We start from the raw sequence: 19,738 nt of genomic DNA on the forward strand, positions 1-19,738 counted from the left end.
TACTTTTTCATATTCACGCCATACACATTATTTCGTTATTTTTCAATCTATTGACTTTTTCATATTGTGAATTTATTTTTCACTGAAAATGCGAGAGTTTTTATGGAATTTCAAAAAGACGGCACATCCCCCACCCGCAAGGCCCGGGGGCGCCCCCGCGACTGGCACGACAAGACCGCTCAGAACACGATCAAATCGCTTGATCGCGCGATGGAGGTTTTCGAACACCTAAGCGAAGCGCAGGGTAAGCCCTTGTCCGTGATCGCCGAGGAGATGGGGCAATCGCCAGCAACCGTTTATAGGGTCCTGGTGACGCTTGAAACGCGTGGGCTGGTTGAGTTCGATAACGTCGAGCAAGTCTGGTTTATCGGCGCACGTGCTTTCGTCATCGGTGCACGTTTCCTGCGGCGCACCAGCCTTGTCGACCGGGCCCGTCCAATTCTACGCAAACTGATGGAAGCCACCGGCGAGACTGCGAACCTTGGCATCGAGAAAGAAGGGGAAGTGCTGTTCCTGAGTCAGGTCGAGACACATGCCAACATCCGTGCCTTCTTCCCCCCCGGCTCGTTGTCACCGATGCATTCTTCTGGAATTGGCAAGGCCGTGTTGGCGTATATGGACGACGACCGGCTAAACCGGGTTCTCGAAACTTCGGCATTCGAAGCCTTCACCGAGCACACGATCACGACAGCGGAAGACCTTCGGGACGATCTGAAGCACATACGCGCCCGGGGGTTTTCAATCGACAATGAAGAGAAGAACGCCGGGATGCGGTGCATCGCGGCGCCAGTGTTTGACATGAATGGCGAGGTCGCCGCCGGGATTTCGGTATCCGGCCCCATTAGCCGCGTTGGACATGACGAGACAGATCGGCTAAGCCGGGCAGTCATTGACGCGTCACGACACCTCACCCAAGCCATCGGCGGGATCGCCCCCCGGCCGTCCTGACGCCTTAACGGCCGCCACCAAGCCGCAACGGCATGTGGCGGTTCACATCCTTGTACAGAAGGTACCGGAAACGTCCCGGTCCACCTGCGTAACAGGCCTGCGGACAGAACGCCCGCAGCCACATGAAATCACCGGCCTCGACCTCGACCCAATCCTGATTCAAGCGATAGGCTGCCTTGCCTTCCAACACGTATAGTCCGTGCTCCATGACATGGGTTTCTAGGAACGGGATGATTCCGCCCGGCTCAAAGGTCACGACCGTCACATGCATATCGTGCCGAAGGTCAGCAGGATCCACAAACCGCGTCGTGGCCCATTTGCCATCCGTGTCAGGCATCGGCGTGGGTGCGATGTCGTTTTCGTTCAGGATCAGAACATCCGGTGCATCCAATCCCTCGACCCGCTGATAGGCCTTGCGGATCCAATGGAACCGAAGCACTTCGTCGCTGTTGTTGTGCAACGTCCAGTTTTCAGAGGGCGGCAGATACGCATAACCGCCGGGCGTCAGCTCATGGATGCTGCCTGCAACTTCCAACGTCGCCGTGCCCTCGACCACGAACAACACGGCTTGCGCCTCGGGATCGTCCTCGGGTCGATCGGACCCACCACCCGGCTGAACCTCCATAATGTACTGCGAGAATGTCTCGGCAAATCCACTCAGCGGGCGGGACAAAACCCAAAGCCGTGTTCCGGTCCAGAAAGGCAAGAAGCTGGTCACAATATCCTGCATAACCCCCTTCGGGATCACGGCATACGCATCCGTAAATACGGCCCGGTCGGTCAAAAGCTGGGTCTGGGCGGGAAGTCCCCCGTGCGGCGCATAATATTGTGTGCTCATGAGTGCTCCAAATCAGAGTGTCGTTTTTAGAACTATGCGTAGGGATTCGTGAACTCACCACCCTCAATTCGGCAACAGCACTTTAGGGAAACATTTGAAAAAGACGGTAGTGCTTCAAGAAATGCGGTTGAAACAGAACAAGGGTGTTCGTCTGCTCTGGGAGTTGCGAACTAAAGACCAAGCTCCGCAGCACTGACAGACCGACTCGAACGGCGATGGCTAATCGTCTCTGCAACATTGTAGTGAGGTGGGTCGCACAACCGGGCCAATCCCAAGGCTAAAGAGCCAAAACGTCACTGTAAATGCTAATATTCAGGTGAAATGGTGCCCCCACACGGACTCGAACCGCGGACCTACTGATTACAAATCAGTTGCTCTACCAGCTGAGCTATAGGGGCACTCGGGCACGATCTAATTGCTTCTTTCGGAAGGTGCAAGAAAAAGTTCAGCGGCGGCTGGCGCGGGCCATCAGGGCGACGGCGCAGAGGCCGACGGCGATCACCATCAGTGCTGGCGGGGCCGCTTGTCCCAGTTGTTCAAGCGAGGCCTGTTCATAGACACGCGTGGCCAGGGTGCCATAGTTGAAGGGGCGTAGAAGCAAGGTCGCGGGCAGCTCTTTCACGCTGTCCACAAAGACCAATAGAAGCGCCGTACCGACTGAGCCGCGAATCAGAGGGAAGTAGACTTCGGCCAAAGCGCCTCGTGCCGAACGTCCGAGTGAACGGGCCGCCATCGGTATGTTGGGCGAGACACGCTCGATCGCGGCATCGGTGGCGCCTTGCGCGATAGCAAAGAACCGCACGCAATAGGCATAGATCACAGCAAAGGCGGTCCCCGTCATAACCAGTCCGGGATCCCAGCCCGTCACGGCAAGAACTCCGTCTGCCATCGCGTTGTCGGCTGCTGCCATTGGAATCAGAATCCCGATCCCCAACACAGCCCCCGGCGCCGCATAGCCGATTGTCGTGACCGGCATCAACTTGCGGGCCAGTGTGCTGCCGGAAAGGCGCACCCCATACACCAGAAACAGCGCGCCCAGTACGGTCACAAGCGCCGCGACGGACCCAACGGTCAACGTATGCAGCAAAGCCGAAAACAGCCCATTTGACAGCCAGTATTCCGGCTTGGCCAACGCATGCGAGAACAGCACCGCGACGGGCAGTACGAAGCCGATGATGAAGGGGACTGCACAAAGCACCAACGCCGCCAAGCTGCCCAATCGCCCCAATTCGCGTGGCTCGACCGGACGGCTTTGACGCGACATGCGATAGAACCGGCTGCGCGAGCGTCCGAGCTTTTCAAGTGCAGCCAGCAGAAATACGAAACCGAGAATAACCAAGGCAATCTGGGCCGCGCCCCCGGCGTTATGGCCCTCGAGCCAGACTGTGAAAATGCCCGTGGTCAGGGTTTGCACCGCGAAATAATCCACGACGCCGAAGTCCGACACGGTCTCCATCATCACGATGGCAACACCTGCCGCAATCGCGGGGCGCGCCAACGGAAGGCCGACGCGCCAGAAACGCGCAATCGGCCCTGCCCCCAACGCGCGGGCGACCTCATAGGCATCGGCGGATTGCTCACGAAATGCGGCGCGGGCCAAAAGGAAGACATACGGGTTCAGCGCTGCTGCCAGTACGACGATGGCCGCCCAACGCGAGCGGATCTCAGGGAACCAATAGTCGCGCGCGCTTTCCCAGCCGAACATAGACCTCAGACCGGTTTGAAGCGGTCCGGCATATTCCAGAAAATCAACCAGCGCGTAGGCGCCCACATAGGCTGGGATCGCCAGAGGGGTCAGCAAAAGCCACTCCAGCCAACGCGCTCCGGGGAACCGGTACATAGTGATCAACCAAGCAGACCCCGTCCCCACAGCGGCGGACAAAAAACCGACAGACAGAGAAATGATCGCCGTGTTGGTCACATAGCGCGGCAAGGTCGTTGCCATCAAATGCGGCCACGCATTCTCTTCTGGCGTAAGAGCCAACCAAAGGATTGAAAGGATAGGCAACACGACCAGCGCGGCAATCACAATTGCCCCGATAGACCATATGCTTAGACGATATCGGGCGCGCGCCGTCGTCTCTATCCGAGTCTTTTGCTCAACCATGTAACGGCTTTAACCTGAAATTTGTTTAACTGTCCAGAAATCCCCAGTATGTTTCACTTCGGCAGGGCATAAGAACACAGGCGGCAGATGAAAATCGCAATCCATATCGGCGCACATTGCACGGACGAGGACCTACTGACGAAATCGCTTCTGAAGAACGCCAATCAACTATTCACGGAAGGGGTCGCCGTCCCCGGCCCCACGCGATACCGGGGACTGCTGGGCCAGATCATGGTCAAACTGAAGGGCAGCGTCGCCAGCACTGACACTCAGGACATGCTGATTGACGAGCTTATCGATACTCGGGAAGCCAAACGGATTGTACTTGGGCATGAACATTCACTTGGTGTTCATCACCGCGCGATCGAAAATGGGCAGCTTTACCCCTTGGCCGCGCGCAATACGTCTTGGATGCGCAATCTTTTCCCAGAACATGATGTCAGCTTCTTCATCGGGATCAGCAACATTGCCAATTTCATGCCGGACCTCGCATCCCGATTGGACGACGAGAAAAGAGAGCTCATGCTGGGGTCGGTGGATCCTCGTGACCTGTTTTGGACAGACGTGATCGAGAATATTCGCAGCGCCAACCCTGACACTCCGATCACCGTCTGGTGCAACGAAGATACTCCATTGATATGGCCTGATGTCATGCAGGCGATCTCGGGGATGGACAGCTCCACCACGCTTGAACGCGGCAGTTTGGATATTCTTGAACGGATCACCAAAGCGGATGGCATGACCCGGCTGCGAACGTATCTGCGCGAAAACCCGTTCCAGACCGAGATTCACCGCCGCCGAATCCTTGCTGCCTTCTTGGACAAGTTTGCAAAAGATGGCGCGGTTGAACACGAGATCAACCTTCCAGGGTGGACGCAAGATCTGGTCGATGAACTGACGGAAAACTACGAAAGCGATCTAAACGACATCGCCAACATCCCAGGCGTCACAGTCCTGAGCGCATAAAAAAAGGGCCCCAAAGGGCCCTTTCAAAATCCAACACTTGGCGGGCTCACATGCCCAGCGCTTCTTTGTACATATCCAGTACCGCCTCTTCTTCGGCGATGTCGTTGGCATCACGCTTGCGAAGGGCAATTACCTTGCGCATGACCTTGGTGTCATAGCCGCGGCCTTTCGCTTCGGCCATGACCTCTTTTTGCTGATCCGCAATGTCCTTTTTCTCCATGTCCAAACGCTCGATGCGTTCGATGAACTGGCGAAGCTCGTTTGCGGTGACGCGATAGCTGCTGTCGGTCTGTTGATCGTCCATGGGGCCCTCTTACCTGTGATGATTGCCCGCGTGACAGGCGATGTTGAAACCCGATTTAGCCCGACAACAGATCACCTTCAAGACCTCACAGGGCTTGCACAGCGGCATCTCGCGCGGTAGGCGCTGAGAAACCGTAAAGGAGACCGCCATGGACTGGCTGATCATTGTTGGAGCAATCATGTCTGTTATCGGCCTTGTCGGGCTGGTGGCCAGCGCGCTGAAGGTCATGAAGGCCAAACGCGAAAAGCTGGAAGATGCCGAACTGCGCGCGCGCGTTCAGAAAGCGATGGCCCTGAATATGGGTGCGCTTGGCCTGTCGGTACTGGGCTTGATGTGTGTCATCCTCGGCGTTTCGCTGAGCTGATGTGCCGATGGGGCCTGACACGGCCCCATCAAGCGATCTTGTTGATCGGGCTTACAAATCCCCGAATTTTTTTCCGTTCTTGATCAGCTCGTCAAATAAAGGCGACGGTGCCCAGAAACGCGGTTCTTCCACCTGCCAGTTGGTCAACGCGTTTTTCACTGTCAGCAGACCGGCCTGATCGGCGGCCATCATCGGGCCACCACGATGGCGCGGGAACCCATAGCCATACAGCAGCACCACATCCACATCCGATGGGCGCAGCGCGACGCCCTCTGACACCAGACGTGCGCCTTCATTCGCCATGGCAAACAGGCAGCGTTCCTGAATTTCCTGTTCCGAGAAGCTGCGCGGCGCAATTCCTTGGAGGCGACGTTCTTCTTCGACGATGGCCAACACGTCAGGGTTCTCGACCGGCCCGCCATCCTGATCATGGATATAGTAGCCCCGGCCGGCTTTCTGGCCGAACCAGCCTTGCTCGCAAATCTTGTCCCCGATGGCGACATAGCGATCTTCCGGGGCGCGCGTGGCCGCCAGACGCTTGCGCCGTGCCCACGAGATATCAAGCCCCGCCATATCCAGAACCTGATAGGGACCAATGGGGAAGCCATAGGCACGCATCGCCGCATCGATCTGCGCAGGTGTCGCACCATCTTCCAGCATGAAATCCGCCGCCAGACGATAGGCCGCCAGCACGCGATTGCCGATGAACCCGTCGGCCACACCAGCGCGCACCGGCACTTTGCGCAGTTTACGGGCAAGCTCGAAGCCAGTGGCAACCACATTTGAGTCGGTCTTTCCACCAACAACGACCTCAAGCAGCTTCATGATGTGTGCCGGCGAGAAGAAGTGATAGCCAACCACGTCCTGCGGACGCGAGATTGTGGCCGCCAGCGCATCGATATCCAGATACGAGGTATTTGTCGCAAGGATACCGCCCGGCTTCATCACCGCATCCAACTGGGCGAACACGTTGCGTTTGACTTGTTCATCTTCGAACACAGCCTCGATGATCAGATCAACCGGGGCCAGATCTTGCATCTTGGTGGTGCCGGTCAGGCGCGACAGGCGCTCTTCACCGGTGGCCGCGTCAATACGGCCTTTCGCGACCGACTTGTCATAGTTGGCGACAATGCGTTGGATACCACGTTCCAAACCGTCCTGATCGCGTTCAACCAGCACAACCGGAAATCCTGCATCCAGACAGGCGATCGCAATCCCGGCTCCCATGGTTCCAGCTCCGACCACGCCAATTAATTTGACTTCGCGCAGCGTGGCCCCTTTTAGCTCGGGCACTTTCACAGCGCGACGTTCGGCAAAAAAGGCGTGACGCATGGCGGTCGCTTCAGGGCCTGTTTCACATTCGTCGAAAGCGGCGCGCTCTTTGGCGAGACCCGCTTCAAATGGCAAGATTTGCGCAGCTTCGACACAGTTGATGATCTCGGCAACGGACGGCTGCGGATCGTTTTTCTTCTTTTCGCGACGGGCGGCGATCGCGTTTGCGAAACCAACCGCATCTTGCAGGCCTTCAACGCGCTCGCGCGTCGGTCGTGTCTTGGAACCGTCTGCGATCACATTTCGAGCCATAGCCATAGCAGCGTCGGCGACATCCGCCTCTGCCATCTGATCCACCAGACCAAGATCAAGCGCTTTCTGTGCCGAAATCGGTTTGCCTGTCAGCATCAGATCCAACGCGGCGGCGGCACCAACGATGCGGGGCACACGTTGTGTTCCACCCCCGCCTGGAAGGACACCCAGCTTCACCTCGGGCAAGCCCAGCTTGGCGCTACGCAACACGACGCGATAATGACAGGCCAACGCCAGTTCAAAGCCACCACCCAGTGCGTTGCCGTGGACAGCTGCGATGGTGGGTTTGGGACTGCTTTCCAGCAAGTCACAGACTTGGGAAAGAATCGGGGTTTCACGCGGGCGTCCAAACTCGCGCACGTCTGCCCCTGCCGGGAAAGTGCGACCTTCTGCGGTCAGCACAATGGCCTTCACCGCATCATCCGAGATGGCGGACTGAATCTTCTCGGCCAGGCCCGAACGCACTGCGTGGCTTAGGGCATTGACGGGCGGATTCTCGATTGAGATGACCGCAACAGTGTTTTCGACGCGCAGGGTGACAGGCTCGGACATGGTTCCTCCGTGATCAGTTACCCTCAAGGGCCAGAACAGGGGCAGCCTTGTCAATGGCTGATGGTGCCATCAAGCAATCTTTCCCGACCGATTGGTCGGATTTGCCACAAAATGGCATGTGCCCCGGTTCAAATAGGCATATTGTCGAACAGGTCGTCTGCATCATCCTGTTCAAGTTCATCCTCGAAACGGCGAATATCTTCGGGAACCGGTAAGCCCAACTTGTCCAGCTCCGCGATCTTCTCGCGCAGTTGTTCTTGCAATACGTGACGGTCTTCGGGCCGTTTCGCAATCTCATCCAAGATCAAACTGATCGAGGCTTTAAGCTCTTCAAACGCCATTGCGTCCTCTCCTTTATGGCAATCAGATGGGCCGATCCCATCTGAAAATCTTTCGCTGTCCCTCCACTGACGGCGACAGCCCTTAAACGTGCTTGGCTGCGCAATCGCGGCAGAACGGTGTATGCGGCAATACACTCAGCCGCTCGGGCGAGATTTCATTCCCACACTCGACACAATAGCCGAATTCACCCTCATCCATCCGGACAAATGCAGCCTTAATCTGGGCGATTTCGGTCTGACCGGAGTTCCCGAGCCCTTCCAAAACCTCATCTTCTTCCCGCTCAACAGCCAATTCTTCCCAGTCTTTCGATTGGTGGCTGTCCAGTTCGTCTTCAATCTCGTGAAGACGCTTATCCAACTCTTTCATCCGCGCGTTCAGAATGTCGCGATACCTGTTCACATCTACCATAGCATTCTCCTTTGTCGCGATTTTGAGCCGTGACGGGGAGTTCTGCATTGATGCAGGTCAAGCAAATCTAGGCTTTAGGGCTCTGGCTTGTTTTCCTGAACCGGTGACGCCGTCATCGTTTCGGTCGATGCCGTCACAGTTGCCCTGGCAACCTGTTCAGGCAAGACAGGCGCGACAAGGGGATCGGTGGCCGGGCCAATACGCAGGGCACGCTGTCCTGACATTCTTCCTAACCGGCAGATCGTCACGATCTCATCATCAGAGTCCAAAAGCTCCACCTGTCCCATCGCTTGAATCGGTACGGGGATCATCATTCCGACCTCAAACTTCGCCACATCCGTTACAGGGAGATGTACCTGATGCAAAACCGCACGTAGTTCCGCCCGGCAGGTCAACGCCACATCCGTGATCGTATGATCGGGCGTATCACCATCGTTCGCTTGGGTTTGCTTTGCTTTGGCTGAGACGTCGCTGGGAAGGATCAATGTCAGCACACCTTGCTTCGTGCCATTTGCCAGATCCAGATCAGCCCGAAAGGCGCGATAAAAGACATTCTCCAATGTCAGCGAGATCACCTGTGGATCCATGATCGGCAAAGCATAGCGATAACCGGACACATGCGGAATGATATCCAGTTTCGCGCCATGCGCCTCAACCTCGAAACACTCCAACAGGCGATCAACGAAATCGGCGCAAATAGCCGCGTCCGTGCGTGTAGGAGGACGATCCGCAACCGTGGCTGAAGACACACTGCCAATGGTTTGGGCCTCAACCAGCCCGGCCATTAGGCTGCGGTCCAAAACGGCCATGCCAAAGCTGCTCTCTGGTCCCTCGACCAGACACAGAAGAGCGTGTTCAGGCAGATCGCCCAACACCTCATCCAACACCGCCTTGTTTTCTTCGATAGACTGCACCGCGATCGAAACGTTCGCCACATCCTGCCCGGCACGCCGAAGCGCGTTGCCTAAAGCGCCTGTTGCAGACAACCGCGGAATACCCGATGAAGGCTGCCCTGCCCCGGCTTTGCGTCGCAGCACGCTGAGAATGTCTAGATCGGCCATGTTTGTTCCAAACGATAGATCGCTTCGACACTGCCAAGACAAGGTTTACAAATGATTGACGCCTGCACCCGAAGCACGGCCAAATGTGGATGGGCTGCTTACGGGGAGGGTAACGCGAAACGCTGCACCGCTTTGACCAGGCAAATACGTAATGGACCCATCCAACTTGTCCATGATCTCCCGGCAGATGGCCAACCCGAGGCCCGCACCGCCAGCGGCTGCCTGATCAGACAGGCGCGAGAACTTCTCAAAAATCATGGTTTGGCTTTCCAACGGCACACCGCTGCCATTGTCGACAAAATCTACCTGCAACTGCCCCCCGCGTTGCCGCACTCGGATCGCCAACCGTTTGCCGTTCGCGTCACAGTATTTCGCAGCATTTGAAATCAGGTTGATAAACACCTGCGCCAACCTGTCCGTATCCGTATACAGCGCAATCCCCTCATCCGAGCGATTACGGTGGATATGCATTTCTTCCTGATCGATGACCGAGCTTGTGGCCGCAATTGCCCGGTCCAGCACCTCGCGCACGACTTCGCGCCTCGGGTACAGCTGCACCTGACCGTTCTCCAGCACGCTGAGGTCCAGCAGATCGTCCAGAAGTCGTGTCAAACGAACGCTTTCATCGTGGATAATCGAGGCGTGGCGCGCAGCGGCTTCGGGATTATCGGAACCGCCATCGCGTAAGATCTCGGAAAACGCTCGGATTGAGGTCATCGGGGTGCGGAGTTCGTGGCTGATCTGACTAAGAAACGCATCCTTCTGGATCGACAGTTGAGTCAGCTTCTCGTTCACCTCTGACAACTGGCGCGCGGTGGTGGTCAGTTCAAGCTGCTTGGCTTCCATCAGCGACGTCTGTTCGAGCATTTGCTGGGTTTCGTCCGCCACGGCCAAAAGATCATCGACAGAGACGGTCGCTCCACCCAAAATCTGCGCGATCATGGCGTGCGCGGTTGCGGTTCCGACAAGCCCGGACAACTCCCGCTCCAATCGCCCGATGAAATCCGGTGTCGTATCAGGCAGATAGCCCTGCTTGCCCTGTTGTTCGGCTTGCGCTTGGAACCACGCCTGCGCCTGGTCCGATCCCATGATCTGTTGCGCCATAACCAGAAGATCTTCCGATGTCGCCGCGTTGAAACTGTGTCCCCGAGTGGGGCCAGAGTTGTCCAGCACATTTACAAACTGGGCAGCTTGCAATCGCTCCAACGGGCTGGGAAAGGATAGGAGCGAGATCAGGACGAATACTGCGCAGTTCAGGATTATTGACCAAAACAACGCATGTACAACTGGGTCCAAACCATCCACGCCAAACAGGGCTTGTGGGCGCAACGCTTCGATCCCCCATGGGCCATGGGCAAGCATAGAAGCGCTCATCACGCCTGCTTCTCCGAAGCTGGGCAGGAAGAGTGTATAGGCCCAGATCGCAAAGCCTGTAATCAATCCGGCAACAGCACCACTTCGCGAAGCGCCGCGCCAGAACAATCCGCCCGCCATCGCAGGTAGCACCTGCGCGACCCCTGCAAATGAGATCAGTCCGATTGCAGCCAGCGCCGATCCGCCGCCCGAAATACGATAATAGAAGTAGCCCAGCGCAAGGATGCCCACGATGGACAACCGGCGTGCGGTGAGCAGTATCCGGCGAACGTCGCCATATTCAGATGCGCCGGCCCCAAGCCGTGTCGATAGCCAGATGGGCATGATGATGTGGTTTGACACCATCGTTGACAGAGCAATCGATGCAACAATCACCATAGACGTCGCCGAGCTGAATCCTCCGAGGAAGGACAGCATCGCCAGCCCATCCTGTTCAAAATAAAGCGGCAGAGTCAAAACGAACAGGTCCGGGTTTTCCCCCTTCGGCAAAATCGACAGCCCCACGACCGCGATGGGGATGACGAAAAGGCTCATCAGGAACAGGTAAAGCGGAAACGCCCACGATGCCGTGGCCAGTTGGCGTTCGTCGACATTCTCGACCACCAACACCTGAAACATACGCGGAAGGGTCAGGAACGCCGCTGCAGACAGGAAGGTCAGACCAACCCAGCGCCCACCTTGCAAGGTCCAAGCGCCTTCAGGGGCAGCCTGAATGGCTTGATCCATCGCAGCGGCAATGCCTTGCGGCCCACCACCAATACCCCAGACCACAAAGATCCCCACCGCCAGAAGCGCCACCAGCTTCACGACAGCCTCGACCGCGATCGCGGTGACAACGCCGTGATGGCGTTCGTTTACATCAAGGTTTCGTGTCCCGAAGAGGATCGTAAACAGGGCCAGCCCCCCGGCCACCCAAATGGCCGTCTGCTCAAGATCCGGAATGACCCAGCCTGCGGATCTGTCGCGGGCAAAGACCGCGAAAGACAAGGTTACGGATTGAAGCTGCAGCGCGATATAGGGCGTGGTGCCGATCACGGCGATCAAGGTAACAAGCACCCCCAGCAGGTTCGACTTGCCATAGCGAGACGATACAAGGTCGGCGATCGAGGTGACGCGTTGGCTACGCCCCACCCGAACAAGCTTGCGCAGAAACCACCACCAGCCGATCATCACCAAGGTCGGCCCGAGATAGATGGTGACATATTCCAACCCCGACCGGGCGGCGTTTCCTACAGCGCCATAGAATGTCCACGCTGTACAATAGACCGACAGGGATAGCGTGTAGATCATTGGAGACGATAGGAACCGTACCTTGCTGCGTCGTGCGCGCTTGTCGGCAACAAACGCCACAAGAAACAGCATGATCACATAAAGAAGGCAGACCCCGACAAGCGTGTTGAATGTCAGCATCAGCGGGTCCCTGTGGGATCGTCGGACGATGAAGTCGGCTCGGACTGTGACCCACCAGACCGTTGCGCCGCATCACGCCCAAGGTGGCGGGCAAGGATCAGCGCAGACAGGATCAAACCGAACCAAGCGGAAAAAACATACGCGAGGCGCACATTTCCGATTGCCCCTCCGACCATCAGGGGCAGAAGGAACAGGACGACGCCTAGCAACGGTAGCAGCCGCGCAGCATCCTCGATCCGGCGCCTGCGATAGCTTTGACGTGCAAGGAATAGGGGTTCACGCGGAGACCTCATGCGCGGTCAGCCCCCAACCAACTCGCGTAAGTTTGTCAGCATTTCGGAATTCGAAAAGGGTTTGGTCATAAACCTGTTTACACCCAGCCGCTCGGCCAGTTCGCGGTCAGTCTTCTGACCACGTGCGGTCAGCATCAGAACGGGAAGCGCGCGGGTGTCATCGGCGCTGCGCAAATCCTGCAAGATGTCATATCCCGACTTTCCGGGCAGCATCACATCAAGGATCAGAACATCGGGCTTGGCGTCACGCACGGCTTGCACAGCAGTGGTCCCGCTGGCATGGGTTGAAACCCTCCAACCATCGCGGCTTAGGATGAAGCTGATGGCCTCGGCGATATTCGGTTCATCTTCGATGACCAGCACCTGTCTTGTCATAAGCCCCTCCCCCGAAATGCAGCGTTTCAGCACCGTCCAGCGACTATCGCCAAGATCATTGCTGCAATCAAGTAAAACACGCCACCAAGGCAAAGAAGCATTGCTTGCCAAAAGGTTGAAAAGATCAACCGGCTGAAAGGATTGTCGCCTCTCGGCGCGCAGCACAATCAGTCCGCGGGCACACTCGACATGTGGATCCGACCTCGATCGGGGTCGCATGGGACAAAGCTTCACCATCCAGCGTGTCATCGAGTTCGCGGATCAGCATATATGCTTCATGCGCGGGGGGATGATCAAAGGACAACGCATCACGCTGTACGCATACTGCCTGACAAACGTGGCGGCGACGTGCGCCACCGGGTTGACGGACCACAGCGCGCATCGGCTTTTCTGGCTGAGCAAGCGCTTGAAACAAAGGCCAGTAAGGACAGGCCGCGCCAAACCGCGGCAGTGCGAAGCCCTGCACGGCCTTGCGCAACACCAATGCGCCTGCACCGTCGCAGCTGATCAAGCCCGCCACCGTTCCGCCTGATGTCGGTGGCAAAAAGGCGATGCGACGCATGACAGGAGGCAAAGACTGCCGAAATTTACGCGCCAAAGCCGCTGGATCCCAGCCAAGCGCCTCGCGCGCGGCCTGAAATTCTTGCATGGGCATGGCTTCCGCATCCTCAACATATTGCGACAGGAATTGTCGCGCCATGTCCTGCGCCTCGCGCGAGGTCAGGGCCGCACTTTGAGCAATCACCGTCGCAATGGCCTGATCGCGAGAGCTTCCCTTCCAGATTGCCGGGTTTTCGAGGTCCGGAAAGAAATGGTCGTGAACGTCTAGAAAAGTGGCCAGCTCTTCTGCTGGTCCGATTGGCACAACCTCTTCGCTGCTGCCTGCGTCCAAGAACTCGACCAACCCTTGCGCTGCAGTGGACAAACGCATCCCCTCATCACGCATGTTCCGCAGAAACCTGTCCTGCCACTCTTGATCAACCTCGCCCCCACCTGACAGGATGGCGGCCGTCGACCGGATTGCCGTCACCGCCGAGATCACTTCGTGCAAAGACGCCGCCAGCTCTGGGTCGTGGGTCAGGCGGTCAGACAAAGCCTCCACCATCTGTTCAAGCTCTTGGATACGTTGGTTCTGCGCCATGACCAAAGACGCCCAGCCGGGGAACCGGCCCGCAAAATCTTCTGACCGGTCCAGTTCAGCCTGCGCTTGTGGCAGTCGTTTGTCCGCCTCGCTCAGAGCGCCAAGAAGCGCCGCTTCGGCCCCCTCGGCCAGCACTGCGGGGTCGATCTTCAGCGCCTTCGCGATCGCATCCAGCAAGCTGTCCCCAACCCGACGGCGGTTATGCTCGATCAGGTTCAGATAGGCCGCCGAAATCCCCACATCTCTAGCCAGCGCAGATTGTTTCAAGCCCTGCACAAGCCGGCGCTCGCGAATTCGGCTTCCCGTCAGTCTGGAATGCGGCATGCAGCAGTCAACTTTCTTTGCGTTGGCGGGATCTCACCGGTGTTTTCAGATCACACCGCGCAAGGCCAATCCTGTTTACAAAAAGATCAGGCCTTTGTAACGCCTTAACAAGCTTTTTTCAAAGGCGATCATACTTTCAGGGACACATTAACAAGCTGTTCAGTAGTGCCGCTACCGCGTCACTTTGACAAATTGGCAAAATCCCGCCGGGTTCTGGCCGGAATGCGCTAGCAAGTTCCCTTGACCTTCCAATCCCCTAGAAGGAGTATGAAAACAGCCTTTCATCCTGGAGGATAACATGAAGAAATCCGTATTGACCCTCGCGTGTGTGGCATCGCTGGCGCTGACCGCCTGCATGAGCCGCCCGCTGACCGATCAAGAAAGAACCATCATCGGCGGTGTCGCTGGTATCGGCGCAGGCCTGATCACCGCCAACGCCATTGGTGCCAACAAGAACTGGACGGTTCTGACCACGCTGGCCGGCGCTGCTGCCGGGATCATGGTTGCCCGCAACTATCACACCAACATGTGCGCCTATTCAAATGGCGACGGGACCTATCGCGAGGCCCCCTGCCCGGTCTGATACAGGCACAGCAAAATGTAACAAGGCGCGCTGGAGACAGCGCGCCTTTTTTCATTCACACAGTTTCCGCAACTCGGTTTTCAGCACTTTACCATAATTGTTCTTTGGCAGTTCAGGCAGTGTGTAATAGGCCTTGGGTCGCTTGAAGCGTGCGATGTTGGCCAGACAATGCGCATCTAACGCCGCCTCGTCCAAGTTGGCGCCTTCCGCCAACACGACAAACGCGACCACGTCTTCGCCCCATTCCCCGCTAGGACGGCCAACCACGCTGACCTCATGCACATCCTGATGGGCTAAAAGTGCTTCTTCCACCTCGCGCGGGTAAATGTTTGTCCCACCCGAGATAATCACATCCTTCGACCGGTCCCGCATGGTCAGATAGCCATCCTCGTCCAGAAACCCCATGTCTCCGGTCAACAGCCAGCCATCCACCAGCGTTTTCGCAGTGGCTTCGGGATTGTTCCAATAGCCGGGCATGACAGGCGTGCCGCGCACCATGATCTCGCCCACCTCGCCGGGCGGCACAGGCTGGCCGGTTTCGTCCCCGATCCGTAGCTCGACCACACTTTGCGCTCGTCCGACCGAAGCCAGACGCTCGCGCCAACGCGGATGTGTGCGGTCCGCCACATCGTCGCGCGACAAGGCAGAGATCGCCATTGGACACTCGCCCTGACCATAGATCTGAATAAAGCGCGGGCCGAACCAATCGACGGCGTCTTCTATGTCCGCCAGATACATCGGACCGCCGCCATAGACGATGGTCTTGATCCCTTCGCCGCGCCGCCCCGCGGCCTTGGCTATATCGGTGAACCGCCGCACCATTGTAGGGGCCATGAACATCTGAAGCGGTCCTTGGTGTTCGGCCGCGTCCAAAAGCTCGATCTCGTCAAACCCGCCCGACGCAGGCGTGATGTGCCGCGCGCCACGTGCCACATGGATCGGAGAATAGATTCCGGCCCCGTGACTCATCGGAGCCATATAGAAAACACCGTCATCAGGGGACACCTCGTCACAGTCCAACAGATAGGACAGAGATGTCGATCGGATCATCTCATGACTGATATAGACACCTTTGGGCTGCCCGGTTGTACCCGATGTATAGAACAGCCAAGCCAAATCTGACCCCGCGCGCGCCGCCACGGGCAGCGGTTCGTGGGTAAAAAGATCTACGAAATCGGGCCGCTCGACGTGAACAAGAGGCACATCGCTGACCTCAGCAAGGTCGTCTGCCAGATCATCCGTGACCATGACCAACTTGGCGCCTGAGTTTTCGATGATATAGGCCGCTTCCTTCGGGTGCAGCTTGGCATTGATGGGTACTACCGCCGCGCCAAGCCCCCAAACGCCATAGAACCCAAGCAGGTATTGTGGGCAGTTCTTCATGAACAAGGCAACACGGTCGCCCGGCCCGACACCCCGCGCCGCCAACCCTGCTGCAAGTCCCTGCGCCGCCCGGAAAAAAGCGGCATAGGTAAAGACCTGATCAGGTCCACGAAACACCGCTGGCCGATCGCCGTTGATCTGCGCCGTGCGTTCCAGCCAATGAGCCAGATTCATGAGACCTCCCTTTCATCAGTACCGACCAAAAGACTATCGGACGACTATTTGTATCCACGCAAGCCCCGTAAAACTACGCAACTGTTTGAATTATCGCCAAAGCTTTGGCAGGATGGGGCCATGACGCAAATGGATCTTGCCTTCATGTACGCGCCCACGGGGCTTGCGCTGACCGAAAACAGGATCGTGCGTCAGTGCAATTTGCGCTTTGCCGAGATGTTCGGAGCCGAAGTCGACAGCTTCCGCGACATGCCGTTAGAGCGACTGTACCCGTCCCTGAAAGACTATGAAAAAGTGGCGCATGTCGGTGGTGACATCCTGCGCGAGACAGGACGTTATGAAGACGAACGCATTATGCGGCGCTTGGACGGTGATATGTTCTGGTGTCGTGTACGCGGCACCAGCCTGACGCCCGATGACCCTTTCAGACAAGGGGTTTGGAGCTTTGCCGACCTGTCTGCCGAACGCCCCGTCGTCGAGCTGACACCACGGGAACGCGATGTGGCGATCCTAACCTGTCAGGGCAAAACGTCGAAAGAAATCGGCCTGACGTTGGGATTGAGCTATCGCACGGTCGAAGCACATCGGGCACGTTTGCTTCAGAAGTTTGGCGCCCGCAAATTACCCGAGCTTGTGGCGAAGTTTTCCGGCATGCCGATTTAAGGCACTGTTAACCTTCGTATAGATTCTCTTACGCCTCTTAATCTTCGGTTAATTCCGAGCTGACTAGACTGATCGTTGGTGGGGGCTCCGCAAATGACGGAGCATACAATGGAATTCACGATACCGTCCCCATTGGGGGCACAAGCCACAATTGCGGCACAACAGCCGGCGCGTCCAGCGCCTGATCCGACGCGGGTAGAGAAGGCCTCGAAAGCCGGGAAGACGCGCGCGGACACGCATAACGCAACGGACCACGGCAACACCCAGACCCAAAGACACGGCGCAAAACGAAACGCGGCCAAGCCTCCACCAGACCCGAACCAACCGGTCGGGCCGCCGCCTTCTTTTCAGCTGAATGTCCTTGAGATGGAACGCGAGCTGCAACAGCGGCTGGCGCAGATCGAGTTTTCGCGGTCGTTAGAGGATCAGAACACCCTTCAGGTGACCGATGCCGATCCCGAAAATCCCGTCGAACCGACCTCTGACACGACAGATTGAGACGAGAGTCGATTTAGCGTCGGAAATCCCGGCCCTGCGCCCAAATTCCTGACCGAATTCATGCGATTTTCAGTTTTCGCGATCCTTCTTGCTTTTCTCCCCTTACGTGGCGTCCTATAAGCGTTGCAAAGACACAAAGCCTGCATAGATAGACAGGCAGACAATCTAGGGCGAGGACCCATGGCCAAAAAAAATCATGATACCGATGTGGCATTCATCGAAGCGCTGGCGAAACTGCTTCAGGAAAACGACCTGACCGAGCTGGAAGTGATGCGCGACTATGGCGAAAACGACAGCCTGAACGTACGGGTCAGCCGCGCCAAGGAAGCTGTTCAGCAGATTGCCGCCCCCGCTGTTGCAGCCCCTGCCCCCGCAGCCGCTGCTGCTCCGGCAGCCGCACCCGCTGCAGAAGCCCCGGCAGCAGCCTCGGACGATCCAGCAAGCCATCCCGGCGCCGTGCCTTCGCCTATGGTCGGCACCGCCTATTTGCAGGCCGAGCCTGGCACTCCGGCTTTCGTCAACGTGGGCGACACCGTGTCGGAGGGCCAAACCCTTCTGATCTTGGAGGCCATGAAGACCATGAACCAAATCCCAGCACCACGTGCAGGTAAGGTCACACGCATTCTGGTCGAAGATGGCTCGCCGGTCGAATTTGGCGCGCCCCTGATGATCATCGAATAAGGGGCGGATCATGGCCCAGTTCGATAAAATCCTGATTGCCAACCGGGGCGAGATTGCGCTGCGCGTGATCCGTGCCGCCCGCGAGATGGGCATCAAAACCGTAGCCGTGCATTCGACCGCTGACGTGGACGCAATGCATGTGCGCATGGCAGATGAAAGCGTTTGTATCGGCCCTAACGCCGGCACTGACAGCTATCTGTCGATCCCCGCGATCATCGCCGCGTGTGAAATCACCGGAGCGCAGGCCGTGCACCCCGGGTATGGCTTCCTGTCGGAAAACGCGACCTTCGTGCAGGCGCTGGAAGATCACGAGATCACTTTCATCGGCCCCTCGGCCGCGCACATCCGCATGATGGGCGACAAGATCACCGCGAAGGACACCGCGATCAAGCTGGGCATTCCGGTTGTTCCGGGTTCCGAAGGTGGTGTTCCCGACATCGAAAGCGCGCGCAAAACCGCAGCCGAGATGGGGTACCCGGTCATCATCAAAGCGACTGCCGGTGGCGGCGGACGCGGCATGAAGGTCGCCGAGACCGAAGCCGATATCGACACCGCCTTTTCCACCGCCCGTTCGGAAGCGAAAGCCGCCTTTGGCAATGACGAAGTGTATATGGAGAAATACCTCCAGAAACCGCGTCACATCGAAGTGCAGGTCTTTGGTGATGGGCAAGGCGGCGGCGTTCATCTGGCCGAGCGGGACTGCTCGCTTCAGCGCCGTCACCAGAAGGTGTTCGAGGAAGCTCCCGGCCCCTCGATCACCCCTGAAAACCGCGAGAAGATCGGCTCGATCTGCGCCAATGCTGTGGCCGAAATGGGCTATTCCGGCGCGGGCACAATCGAGTTCCTGTACGAAGATGGCGAATTCTATTTCATCGAAATGAACACCCGTCTGCAGGTGGAACACCCGGTCACGGAAGCAATTTTCGGTGTTGACCTTGTGCGCGAACAGATCCTTGTGGCCGAGGGCAACACGCTGTCCTTCGCGCAATCGGATCTGGAAGTGAACGGCCACGCAATCGAAGTGCGTCTGAACGCCGAGCGTCTGCCAAACTTCATCCCCTGCCCTGGCAAAATCACCCAGTATCACGCCCCGGGCGGCTTGGGTGTGCGAATGGATAGTGCGCTCTATGACGGCTATTCGATCCCGCCTTACTATGACAGCCTGATCGGTAAGTTGATCGTGCATGGCCGCGACCGTCCAGAAGCACTGGCACGTCTCAGCCGCGCCTTGGGTGAGCTGATCATCGACGGCATCGAAACCACGGTTCCGCTGTTTGACAAGCTGCTGGCCGAGGCCGACATCCATTCGGGTGACTACAACATCCACTGGCTCGAACGCTGGCTGGATGAAAACATGGGGTAAGG

20 protein-coding genes and 1 tRNA gene are annotated in these 19,738 nt (G+C 57.6%); 8 read left to right on the plus strand and 13 right to left on the minus strand.

Features of this window, described 5'->3' with window-relative positions:
• Window positions 1-102: 102 nt before the first annotated feature.
• Entirely contained in the window at window positions 103-948 is an 846-nt protein-coding gene (gene bhcR, locus ALP8811_RS09335) for an HTH-type transcriptional regulator BhcR (protein ID WP_108856842.1), read from the plus strand.
• Between the two features lie 4 nt (window positions 949-952).
• On the opposite strand, the gene ALP8811_RS09340 is transcribed toward bhcR, so the two are convergent.
• The 3 genes from ALP8811_RS09340 to ALP8811_RS09350 form a co-directional block, all read right to left on the minus strand.
• The gene (locus ALP8811_RS09340) at window positions 953-1,786 is read right to left on the minus strand and encodes a bifunctional allantoicase/(S)-ureidoglycine aminohydrolase (RefSeq protein ID WP_108856843.1); all 834 of its coding nucleotides are present in this window, start codon (window positions 1,784-1,786) and stop codon (window positions 953-955) included.
• Window positions 1,787-2,108: 322 nt separating this feature from the next.
• Window positions 2,109-2,184, minus strand: a tRNA-Thr gene (locus ALP8811_RS09345).
• A gap of 47 nt (window positions 2,185-2,231) precedes the next feature.
• On the minus strand, window positions 2,232-3,893 hold the full coding sequence (locus ALP8811_RS09350; RefSeq protein WP_108856844.1) for an ABC transporter permease: 1,662 nt from the start codon (window positions 3,891-3,893) through the stop codon (window positions 2,232-2,234).
• A gap of 87 nt (window positions 3,894-3,980) precedes the next feature.
• On the opposite strand from ALP8811_RS09350, the gene ALP8811_RS09355 reads away from it, so the two are divergent.
• The gene (locus ALP8811_RS09355) at window positions 3,981-4,859 is read left to right on the plus strand and encodes a hypothetical protein (RefSeq protein ID WP_108856845.1); all 879 of its coding nucleotides are present in this window, start codon (window positions 3,981-3,983) and stop codon (window positions 4,857-4,859) included.
• Window positions 4,860-4,905: 46 nt separating this feature from the next.
• Here ALP8811_RS09355 and ALP8811_RS09360 read toward each other — a convergent pair whose 3' ends face one another.
• A complete protein-coding gene (locus ALP8811_RS09360) occupies window positions 4,906-5,163 on the minus strand; it encodes a DUF2312 domain-containing protein (protein ID WP_108856846.1) in 258 nt (85 codons plus the stop codon).
• A gap of 148 nt (window positions 5,164-5,311) precedes the next feature.
• Between ALP8811_RS09360 and ALP8811_RS09365 the strand changes: the two genes are divergently transcribed.
• On the plus strand, window positions 5,312-5,527 hold the full coding sequence (locus tag ALP8811_RS09365; protein ID WP_108856847.1) for a hypothetical protein: 216 nt from the start codon (window positions 5,312-5,314) through the stop codon (window positions 5,525-5,527).
• 51 nt (window positions 5,528-5,578) lie between these two features.
• Here ALP8811_RS09365 and ALP8811_RS09370 read toward each other — a convergent pair whose 3' ends face one another.
• The 8 genes from ALP8811_RS09370 to ALP8811_RS09405 form a co-directional block, all read right to left on the minus strand.
• Window positions 5,579-7,663, minus strand: a complete 2,085-nt coding sequence (locus ALP8811_RS09370; protein ID WP_108856848.1) for a 3-hydroxyacyl-CoA dehydrogenase NAD-binding domain-containing protein — start codon at window positions 7,661-7,663, stop codon at window positions 5,579-5,581.
• 128 nt (window positions 7,664-7,791) lie between these two features.
• Window positions 7,792-8,004: a hypothetical protein gene (locus ALP8811_RS09375; RefSeq protein ID WP_108856849.1), complete on the minus strand. Its 213-nt coding sequence runs from the start codon at window positions 8,002-8,004 to the stop codon at window positions 7,792-7,794.
• Window positions 8,005-8,086: 82 nt separating this feature from the next.
• The gene (locus tag ALP8811_RS09380) at window positions 8,087-8,413 is read right to left on the minus strand and encodes a TraR/DksA family transcriptional regulator (RefSeq protein ID WP_108856850.1); all 327 of its coding nucleotides are present in this window, start codon (window positions 8,411-8,413) and stop codon (window positions 8,087-8,089) included.
• Between the two features lie 74 nt (window positions 8,414-8,487).
• Window positions 8,488-9,474 (minus strand): FliM/FliN family flagellar motor switch protein, encoded by a 987-nt coding sequence (locus tag ALP8811_RS09385; protein ID WP_108856851.1) that lies wholly within the window; start codon window positions 9,472-9,474, stop codon window positions 8,488-8,490.
• Between the two features lie 45 nt (window positions 9,475-9,519).
• Window positions 9,520-12,258, minus strand: a complete 2,739-nt coding sequence (locus ALP8811_RS09390; protein WP_108856852.1) for an ATP-binding protein — start codon at window positions 12,256-12,258, stop codon at window positions 9,520-9,522.
• On the minus strand, window positions 12,258-12,551 hold the full coding sequence (locus tag ALP8811_RS09395) for a hypothetical protein (protein ID WP_108856853.1): 294 nt from the start codon (window positions 12,549-12,551) through the stop codon (window positions 12,258-12,260). Before ALP8811_RS09395 ends, ALP8811_RS09390 begins: the two co-directional genes overlap by 1 nt.
• A 6-nt stretch (window positions 12,552-12,557) precedes the next feature.
• Window positions 12,558-12,926: a response regulator transcription factor gene (locus ALP8811_RS09400; RefSeq protein WP_108856854.1), complete on the minus strand. Its 369-nt coding sequence runs from the start codon at window positions 12,924-12,926 to the stop codon at window positions 12,558-12,560.
• A 124-nt stretch (window positions 12,927-13,050) separates the two neighbouring features.
• On the minus strand, window positions 13,051-14,391 hold the full coding sequence (locus tag ALP8811_RS09405; RefSeq protein ID WP_108856855.1) for a helix-turn-helix transcriptional regulator: 1,341 nt from the start codon (window positions 14,389-14,391) through the stop codon (window positions 13,051-13,053).
• 298 nt (window positions 14,392-14,689) lie between these two features.
• Between ALP8811_RS09405 and ALP8811_RS09410 the strand changes: the two genes are divergently transcribed.
• The gene (locus tag ALP8811_RS09410; RefSeq protein ID WP_108856856.1) at window positions 14,690-14,974 is read left to right on the plus strand and encodes a glucose-6-phosphate isomerase; all 285 of its coding nucleotides are present in this window, start codon (window positions 14,690-14,692) and stop codon (window positions 14,972-14,974) included.
• 51 nt (window positions 14,975-15,025) lie between these two features.
• Here the strand turns inward: ALP8811_RS09410 and ALP8811_RS09415 are convergent, their stop codons facing one another.
• A complete protein-coding gene (locus ALP8811_RS09415; RefSeq protein WP_108856857.1) occupies window positions 15,026-16,531 on the minus strand; it encodes a class I adenylate-forming enzyme family protein in 1,506 nt (501 codons plus the stop codon).
• 120 nt (window positions 16,532-16,651) lie between these two features.
• Between ALP8811_RS09415 and ALP8811_RS09420 the strand changes: the two genes are divergently transcribed.
• The 4 genes from ALP8811_RS09420 to accC all read left to right on the plus strand — a co-directional run bounded on the left by ALP8811_RS09420 (window position 16,652) and on the right by accC (window position 19,736).
• Window positions 16,652-17,194 carry a LuxR C-terminal-related transcriptional regulator gene (locus ALP8811_RS09420; RefSeq protein ID WP_108856858.1) on the plus strand — a complete coding sequence of 181 codons (543 nt, stop codon included), beginning with the start codon at window positions 16,652-16,654 and terminating at the stop codon, window positions 17,192-17,194.
• Between the two features lie 108 nt (window positions 17,195-17,302).
• The gene (locus ALP8811_RS09425) at window positions 17,303-17,692 is read left to right on the plus strand and encodes a hypothetical protein (RefSeq protein ID WP_108856859.1); all 390 of its coding nucleotides are present in this window, start codon (window positions 17,303-17,305) and stop codon (window positions 17,690-17,692) included.
• A gap of 180 nt (window positions 17,693-17,872) precedes the next feature.
• Window positions 17,873-18,373: an acetyl-CoA carboxylase biotin carboxyl carrier protein gene (accB, locus tag ALP8811_RS09430; RefSeq protein ID WP_108856860.1), complete on the plus strand. Its 501-nt coding sequence runs from the start codon at window positions 17,873-17,875 to the stop codon at window positions 18,371-18,373.
• Between the two features lie 10 nt (window positions 18,374-18,383).
• Window positions 18,384-19,736 carry an acetyl-CoA carboxylase biotin carboxylase subunit gene (gene accC, locus ALP8811_RS09435; RefSeq protein WP_108856861.1) on the plus strand — a complete coding sequence of 451 codons (1,353 nt, stop codon included), beginning with the start codon at window positions 18,384-18,386 and terminating at the stop codon, window positions 19,734-19,736.
• Window positions 19,737-19,738: the final 2 nt, after the last annotated feature.

Source organism: Aliiroseovarius pelagivivens (assembly GCF_900302485.1).
GTDB classification, from domain to species: Bacteria; Pseudomonadota; Alphaproteobacteria; order Rhodobacterales; family Rhodobacteraceae; genus Aliiroseovarius; species Aliiroseovarius pelagivivens.